Here is a 7,661-nt window from a genome sequence, read left to right on the forward strand (position 1 = left end):
GCTTACTATATACTTTTTACTCATTGGACAGCTCGGTGGTAGTTGGTTAAGACTTTTACCTTAAATACTACCCAATTTATACCCATCGATTTGCCCTTGACAGGCTAGTAGAATCACAACTTTCCGTAGAAGAGGCTGCTGAAGTCGCTGCGCGATCGCCTGAACCCGCGAGCGCAGAAGACGACCAATCAGCATTCCCGTTGATCGAACCATCCCACGCACCCGCTGAAATTCAAGCCTGTTTAAGCGATATTCAAGACACCTTGGGAATTCCCTGGACGCCTGAAAACTGGCGTGCTTATGCGATGTATCCATCAGTGATGCAGTTGTTTTGGGAGCGTCTCAAACCGGCGACGCAAACCGAATCTTTTTTGGAAGATGCGATCGCAATTACCGAGCGGATTTACCGCGATACCAGCGATTGGTATCAACCGGGCTATCAAATTGATATAGACGAAGCACAACGGCATCAGATCCAGAGAGTCCTGAATGCGTTCACCTTTGGCAATCCCCAATTGCTGATTCAGCAATTTGCCTTGAGCCGAACTCTAGCAAGCGAAGTAGTCGGTCAGGAGGGCAACGCCGCCGCCCGTCGCGGTCCCAATGCTTATCAGCGCACAGAAATCAAACTGATTGGCGAACAGTCTGTTCGGGAGATGTCGCCCCAAATGCAACAGGTATATCGAGACATCAAACAAACTCTGGGCGTACCGATTGTGAACTCCGACTACCAGGCATTAGCCCGATGGTCTCCGTTATTCCTGGCAGCATGGCAAGACATCAAGCTGTGGCGGGAGCGACCAGAATATCAGCTTCTCAAGCAGGATATTGTGCAAAGAGCAGAGAACGCTGCCAGTCGTCTGCGTCCGGTTGTTGCGATTGGTGAGCCAGAAGTGCGCGATCGCTTGGACAATCCCGAAGATTTTGAGCGGATTCAGCAGACGGTGGAAATGTTCAAGGATATCTTGCCGGAATTGATCGTACAGGATGCCCTACTTTACATGGGTCTGGCAAATCTACCATCCGTCACTAAACTTTGACCAGAATTGAGGAGATTTCATTAGAGGGTGGTTGAGCGATCGCTGATTTAACGCCTTAAATCAGCATTGGACAGTATTAGCTAAGCCTGTAATGCTTATAAAAGAGCATTACAGGCTTAGTTTTTTCTTCTTAGGAGGAGAAGAAAAAACTAAGCCTAGATTGACCAACAATCAGACAGTTGCTCTTAGCAACCATTTTTCCTCTGCTAGACAAAGGCGAGTTTAGGTAAGCTGGAAGAAAGGAACAAGCGCAAGCAGCCTATAAGTTTTTGCTGTTAGCAGTCACAAGATAATACGACCTACTATTTTTAACATTCACAAACGACTGGACTTGAGCGAGTAGATGCGTTCTACTCTCTCTAAAAATCATTAATTCCGCAAAGTAATCGCCTTTAGTAAAGGAATATAAGTGATCAAGCCTGAGATAGTCGTCATTGGAGCATCGGCGGGAGGGATGGAAGCCCTGAAAAAGCTCGTTGCTCAACTCCCCTGCAATTTTCCATGTGCCATTTTTATTGTTTGGCATATTGCCCCAGCGTATCCAAGTATATTGCCTCAAATCCTAGATCGGGTTTGCTCGCTGCCAGTCGCCCATGCAATTGACAAAGAGGCAATCAAACCGGGACGGATTTATGTTGCTCCCCCAGATCACCACCTGCTTGTCGAATCGGGGTATGTCCGAGTCACGAAGGGACCGAAAGAAAATCGCTTTCGTCCCTCGATTGACGTCTTATTCCGCTCCGCCGCCCGGAGCTATGGAAATCAAGCAATCGGGGTGGTTCTAACTGGAATGCTTGATGATGGGGCATCTGGGCTGTACGCAGTGAAGGAGCAAGGCGGGAAAGCGATTGTCCAAGACCCTTTTGATGCACTTCACGCCTCCATGCCTATAAAAGCGATGAAAGCGGTAGAGGTTGATTGGTGCGTCCCCGTCGCGGAAATGGGCGCTTTATTGGTTCAGATGACAAACGAAGCCGTCGAGAAGAAAGGAGGACATCTGGTGTCTGAGCAGATGGACATTGAAGTCAAAGTGGCGCGGGAAGACAATGCTTTTGAGAGTGGCATCATGAAGCTTGGGAAGCTCTCTCCCTACACTTGTCCAGAGTGCCACGGGATGCTTTTGCAACTGAAAGAAGGCAACATTATCCGGTTCCGTTGCCATACAGGACATGCCTATTCCCTAAATTCTCTGCTTGTAGAAGTAACGGAGTCTATTGAAGCCTCACTTTGGAAAACACTTCGCGGGATCGAGGAGAGCGAAATGTTAATGAGTCACATGGCTAAACATCTGGGCGAAACGGGCGAAACGAACGATAGTGAGATGGCGGAACGCTTTTTGCAGAAATCCGAACAAGCAAATATGCGAGCTAGCCTAGTTAGGCAGGCGGTGATGAGCCACGAAACTCTAAGTCAGGAGAGGATAATTAACCCGGATGGGTAGAAGTAGCAACCGACAAAAAGCTGACAAGTCGCTCAAGTTTGCCAAAAATCGACACGATTAAATCAGCACCCTATCTACTAATTTATTGAAGATATTGAATCAGGCAAATAACTTTTGAACTGCCGTCCTTCAGGCTGGCGATAGAGACATTCCAGTAAGGCGATCGCGATCGCCTTACTGAAAAATGCCCTAGGCACCTTTTGAACTATCGAGTCTACCTCCACGGCTACTGGTCAGACGTTCCCGGCTCAATAATCTTGTGTTCGCTGATGAGTTCAAACCACCGCCGAGCAATTATTTTGTTGTCCTCGATAGAAGACGTCGCTGCCCCTCCTAAGAGTGAGATTAGTAACTGAATGCCACACACCCATGCAAACCCTAACAGCTAGCTTCACTAAACGGTTATAAATTTTGAGATAGTTAGCGATCGCTAATCTTAGCGGTTGCCTGCTGGTGATACGCTTCCTCGACGTTCATCAGCCCCACCAACCAGGCACCCATGATTGCGATCGCGCTAGCAACCGGATGACCCATCAGCACTCCAACCCCAATTGGAACCAAAACCAATACAAGGGTCTGCAAACTGCTAGCAATATCGGGCTTACCCGGTTTGAGTTGAAACTGCTGCAACAGCCAGTTCAGCGATCGTTGAGACTGAGAAGACATCTGCCCATCCTATTAGCTGCTATTTGTTATTTGCCTAAAGGAAGCACTTTCAGGGTCGGATAGCGATAATGCTGCGTCCAATAATCCTTGTTCCACCGAATACTGCCAACTTCTGCATCGCTATTTACTGCCTGTTTTTGCGATCGCCACTATTAAGAGTATTAGACGAAGTTCATTGTGCCTCTATCTGTGTGTAGAACTAAAATGATTTGGCATTTGTATTGGAACTGTCATGCTGCTGCGCTCCTAGAAGCTCGGCTCTACAGTAGAGTATTGGAAACTGGGCGATCGCTCTTGGAGAAAGGTCAGCGATCACCCTACATGAATTCAATAGTTAAATCGATTAACTTATAGCCGCAACTAGCTTTTGGTGGGTGGGACGCTTGCAGTCTGACTTTTTCTTTAGTCCAACTGCTTACCAGTACAAAGGTAAAGGTGATAACTTAGTGAAGCGCGATCTGAGCTATAGCTATTTGTCAGAATAATAACAGTGAACATCTTGCCTACTTCCTCAGATAGCCTGTATTGATAAAGTTACAATGCCACAAGTAGAGAAGCTAAAGATTTTTCTCGCCTCGCCAAGTGATGTTGCTACAGAGCGTCGTCATGTAGGAAAAGTAATAGAGGAGATTAACCGAACAGTCGCGGCAGATAAGGGAATTGTGCTTGAAGTTGTTAGTTCAGAGAACGCTTTTCCCAGCTACGGCAAGGATGGTCAAGCCATACTCAATGAGCAAATTGGAAAGATGCAAGAGTATGAGCTGTTTATCGGCATTATGTGGAATCGGATCGGGACACCAACTCCACGTGCAAAATCTGGAACAGCAGAGGAGTTTGGAAGAGCAGTTACAGCTTTAAGGCGTAAAAGAAAACCACAAGTTTGGTTTTACTTTCGCGAGGCACCAGTTCACCTTACTACGATAGAGGATCTGAGACAGCGGGAAGAGACACTAAAATTTAAAGCTAAGTTTCGAGGCAAAGGGTTATTTCGAGAATATAAAACTCCTACTAACTTTCGCGATCAATTACGAGAACATTTAACTCTCTGGCTGAACCAGTATACAAGTGGAACGTCCAAACCTCTTACTGCCGCGAAGAAGCAGAGTAAGAAGATACCAAAGGAGAATACAGAATCTAGCTCTTCGGCTATAGCTAGCGCTCGAACTAAAACAACATCAATAAACGAGACATCTACAAGACCTCGAAAAACTCCTGCCTCAAAAAGCAGCACTCCCCGAAGTACTGGGTCTGTGAAACGCTCAAGAGATTGGGTCATGCTGAATGAGAAATTTTTCCGAACCAAGTCGAGTGCTACTCAGCCAGATCTAAGCATCATTCTTCGACTGTCACCGAAGGATATGGAGCAGGTTGCTGAGTTGAAGTCTCTTCACCCAGGAGAGTTCCACAATAGAAAGCAGATTGCCTATGCCGATCAGCATGATGCTGGCATGATGGAAGTGTCATCTGTGCTGTCTGAGTCGATGGCGGGGAAAGCCAGCTTTAACATTAAGCTTACACCCATTCAGTGCTCACATAATAGTGGCTTTGCAATGGAGATAAATTATCCAAACTACACTGCTGATGAAGTTGCTGAGTTGCGTGTCCGTCTGCTCTTGCTGGGGGAAGCTCTTCCCAAAGATCTCGGACGGTTCTTCCCTACTACTCAAACTACTGGCTCATACAACCATGCAGAGGCAGTCGAAAAAGGGATTTTTCCGGAGCTGTGGGCAAAGCTGCAAACACAACCAAGGTTATTTTTGCCAAAAGCATGGCTATGGGCGGTGTATCACTTGAAGATGAGCCAACTTGTTGAAGATGTTTTAGAGTTAGAGCTTGGTCCAATTAAGAACAAGGTGATGCCTGTTCGATTTCAAGGAAAGAGAAGGCGGGTCTATGCCAATCGGGAACCCAGCATTATTAAAGTCGTAGGAAACTGTACTCTTAGTGCATAAACGCTCGGTAATCTCTCTGCAAACATTGCAATGTTCTTCAAGCTTCTGACTTCCATCAAACTTAAAAGATTAGGAGTTACATTCGCTGGCATCTTCGGTCTGATCTGGCTATTTCTTGAACCAGGAGGACTTTTTCTACCTGAATGGTTCAATTGGGGATGGTGGGGTTATGGTGGGTTGGTTTCCCTTTCCTTACTGATTGCGCTCGCACTGAACTTTCCTCGCCTTTCGGTTTCTAGGTCATTGTCTTCACCCAATACCACGATAGAGATTAGGATAGGAGACCTCTTTGATGAACCTGGGCACCTAGTCATTGGGACTAACGATGTTTTCGATACGGAATTGGGGGAAGTCATCAAACCCTCAAGTGTGCAAGGGCAATTACTCACGCGAGTGTATCAGAGCGACCAAAGACGCTTGGATGATGAGATCGATATTGCTTTAGAGCCTCTAAAGGCTAACAAAAAGAGGGAACCGAATAAGAAAAAGGGGAAAATTTGGCGATATCCAATCGGCACAACTCTTGTGTTGGGGTCGCCGGATAAACGATTCTTCTTAAACGCCTATGGCTCTATGGGGAATGATCTGAGAGTCAAATCAACTGCTGATGATATCTGGCATTCGTTAAGTTCCCTCTGGGAACAGGTGCGGCTAAAAGGTCATGGATTAGAGGTTGCTATCCCGGTAATTGGTTCAGATCTTGCTCGGACAAATCTTCCCCGCATGACTTTAACGAAGCTGATTGTTATTTCGTTCATTGCTGCGTCTAAGAAAGACTTCATAACGAAGAAGTTAACAGTAGTCATTTATCCAAAAGACCTTGATTCGGTGGATTTTTATGCACTAGAAGACTTCTTGGACTCAACGTGCTTTTGAACCAAAATCATCTTTAATTAGACAGAAAGTTTTTTGGTAACGCTCACTAATTATGTCTGATGAAAGATGTTGAGTTATGTCTGATGAAAGATGTTGAGCCAGCGATCATCAACTGCAATCGTTAGTAGGCTTGTTGGGATGATTGTCCAGCCTGGTACAGCACTAATCGATGCTCAATCCATTGGAAGAAAATAGGAATCATCAATGCCTAATTCAACTAACCAACAAATCTTACTCAAAAGCCGCCCAGTTGGGGAACCAAAAGAGAGTGATTTCGCCTTGGTCGAAACCTCAATCCCAGAACCAGGGGAAGGAGAAGTTCTCAACCGCACAATATACCTGTCCCTCGACCCCTATATACGCGGACGTATGAGCGATCGCGAATCTTATGCTTCTCCAGCAGAATTGGGTTCCGTGATGGTCGGTGGTACAGTCAGCCAAGTGGTGAAATCGAACCATCCCCAATTCTCAGCCGGAGATTTTGTGCTGGGTTATGACGGCTGGCAAACCTATGGCGTATCGAAAGGCGAAATGTTACGTAAGCTTGACCCCAATCAAGCCCCCATCTCTTATGCGTTGGGCATAACGGGGATGCCCGGAATGACGGCATATTTTGCGCTGCTGGATATTGGGCAACCCCAACCGGGCGAAACCGTTGTCGTTTCTGCTGCTTCTGGCGCAGTCGGGTCTGTAGTCGGTCAAATTGCTAAACTCAAAGGCTGTCGGGTAGTGGGGGTGGCTGGGAGTGAGGCGAAATGCGATTATGTCGTGAAAGAATTAGGGTTTGATGCCTGCATTAACCGCAAAACTCAAGACCTAAGTTCTGCACTGAAAGCGGCTTGTCCTAACGGAATCGATGTCTACTTTGACAATACGGCGGGTGCAATTTTAGAAGCTGTGTTGCAGCAGATTAATCTTGGGGCAAGAATCCCACTGGTTGGTTTAATCTCGCAGTACAACGCACAAACTCCTCCTCCTGGCCCTAATTTGATGCCACTTTTGGTTAAACGCGCTTTAATTAAAGGTTTTCTTGTGGGTGATTACCAACAGCGTCAGGTAGAGTTCGTAAATGATGTTTCTCAGTGGTTGCAGGAAGGCAAGCTCAAGTATAAAGAAGACCTTGTAGAGGGACTGGAAAACTCGCCCCACACCTTCATTGGTTTACTGCAAGGGAAAAACTTTGGCAAGCTGATTGTTAAAGTCAGTGACGATCCGACAGGATGAGCGTGGATTACGAATGAGTTACAAGCAATCCCCAGCAGCTTAGATCCCCGACTTTTCTAAAAAGTCGGGGATTTCGGCTTGACTGGACTAGCTTTTGGCAATGTAGTTGCCAAGAGCTATGAATCTCACGATTGGGGTGACTAGACCCAAGCTAGCAATCTCTGGCGAATCTTCTCTGAAAATGAAAAGAACCGTCCCGCAAAAGCGATCGCAGGAGCGCTGAGTGGAGCAAGGCAAGATATCCAAACCAGAACGAGGCAGCAATGAATCTAACAATCCGAAAAGAAGTTACTTCTGATGTGACCGATATCAAGGCATTGACAACTGCCGCCTTTCTCAATGCCCCCCATACTAGTACCTTGTCAAGCTTGAATTGATGGGTAAAGACGCTTGAGCTTAATGCGAGCATCAGCGGTAGTAAATTGCCAATCAATTTTTCGAGAATCTAGATTTCGTTGTTTT

General features: G+C 46.3%; 7 protein-coding genes and 1 pseudogene. 6 read left to right on the forward strand and 2 right to left on the reverse strand.

The window, feature by feature from the left end:
• Positions 1–60: 60 nt before the first annotated feature.
• Complete coding sequence (locus tag H6H02_RS26195; RefSeq protein ID WP_190823314.1) at positions 61–213, reverse strand: hypothetical protein; 153 nt, start codon at positions 211–213, stop codon at positions 61–63.
• Between H6H02_RS26195 and H6H02_RS26200 the strand changes: the two genes are divergently transcribed.
• Together H6H02_RS26200 and H6H02_RS26205 are read left to right on the forward strand one after the other, a co-directional pair.
• Positions 201–1,040, forward strand: coding sequence for a halocarboxylic acid dehydrogenase DehI family protein (locus H6H02_RS26200; protein WP_190823316.1), 840 nt, complete (start codon positions 201–203; stop codon positions 1,038–1,040). The genes H6H02_RS26195 and H6H02_RS26200 overlap by 13 nt on opposite strands.
• Before the next feature lie 409 nt (positions 1,041–1,449).
• On the forward strand, positions 1,450–2,481 hold the full coding sequence (locus H6H02_RS26205) for a chemotaxis protein CheB (RefSeq protein WP_190823318.1): 1,032 nt from the start codon (positions 1,450–1,452) through the stop codon (positions 2,479–2,481).
• 420 nt (positions 2,482–2,901) lie between these two features.
• On the opposite strand, the gene H6H02_RS26210 is transcribed toward H6H02_RS26205, so the two are convergent.
• Positions 2,902–3,147, reverse strand: a complete 246-nt coding sequence (locus H6H02_RS26210) for a hypothetical protein (RefSeq protein WP_190823320.1) — start codon at positions 3,145–3,147, stop codon at positions 2,902–2,904.
• Positions 3,148–3,686: 539 nt separating this feature from the next.
• Here H6H02_RS26210 and H6H02_RS26215 point away from each other — a divergent pair.
• The 4 genes and pseudogenes from H6H02_RS26215 to H6H02_RS28030 all read left to right on the forward strand — a co-directional run.
• Complete coding sequence (locus H6H02_RS26215; RefSeq protein ID WP_190823323.1) at positions 3,687–5,099, forward strand: hypothetical protein; 1,413 nt, start codon at positions 3,687–3,689, stop codon at positions 5,097–5,099.
• A 30-nt stretch (positions 5,100–5,129) separates the two neighbouring features.
• Positions 5,130–5,975 (forward strand): macro domain-containing protein, encoded by an 846-nt coding sequence (locus H6H02_RS26220; protein ID WP_190823325.1) that lies wholly within the window; start codon positions 5,130–5,132, stop codon positions 5,973–5,975.
• Positions 5,976–6,179: 204 nt separating this feature from the next.
• Positions 6,180–7,199, forward strand: coding sequence for an NADP-dependent oxidoreductase (locus H6H02_RS26225; RefSeq protein WP_190823326.1), 1,020 nt, complete (start codon positions 6,180–6,182; stop codon positions 7,197–7,199).
• Between the two features lie 156 nt (positions 7,200–7,355).
• Positions 7,356–7,466, forward strand: a pseudogene (locus tag H6H02_RS28030) (hypothetical protein); the annotation flags it as partial.
• Positions 7,467–7,661: the final 195 nt, after the last annotated feature.

Source organism: Coleofasciculus sp. FACHB-1120 (assembly GCF_014698845.1).
Classification (GTDB): domain Bacteria; phylum Cyanobacteriota; class Cyanobacteriia; order Cyanobacteriales; family FACHB-T130; genus FACHB-T130.

Bases quoted from the DNA above. Each gene is read 5' to 3' on its own strand.
- H6H02_RS26195 (WP_190823314.1), bottom strand. From the start codon at position 213: ATGGTTCGATCAACGGGAATGCTGATTGGTCGTCTTCTGCGCTCGCGG.
- H6H02_RS26210 (WP_190823320.1), bottom strand. From the start codon at position 3,147: ATGTCTTCTCAGTCTCAACGATCGCTGAACTGGCTGTTGCAGCAGTTT.
- H6H02_RS26215 (WP_190823323.1), top strand. From the start codon at position 3,687: ATGCCACAAGTAGAGAAGCTAAAGATTTTTCTCGCCTCGCCAAGTGAT.
- H6H02_RS26220 (WP_190823325.1), top strand. From the start codon at position 5,130: ATGTTCTTCAAGCTTCTGACTTCCATCAAACTTAAAAGATTAGGAGTT.
- H6H02_RS26225 (WP_190823326.1), top strand. From the start codon at position 6,180: ATGCCTAATTCAACTAACCAACAAATCTTACTCAAAAGCCGCCCAGTT.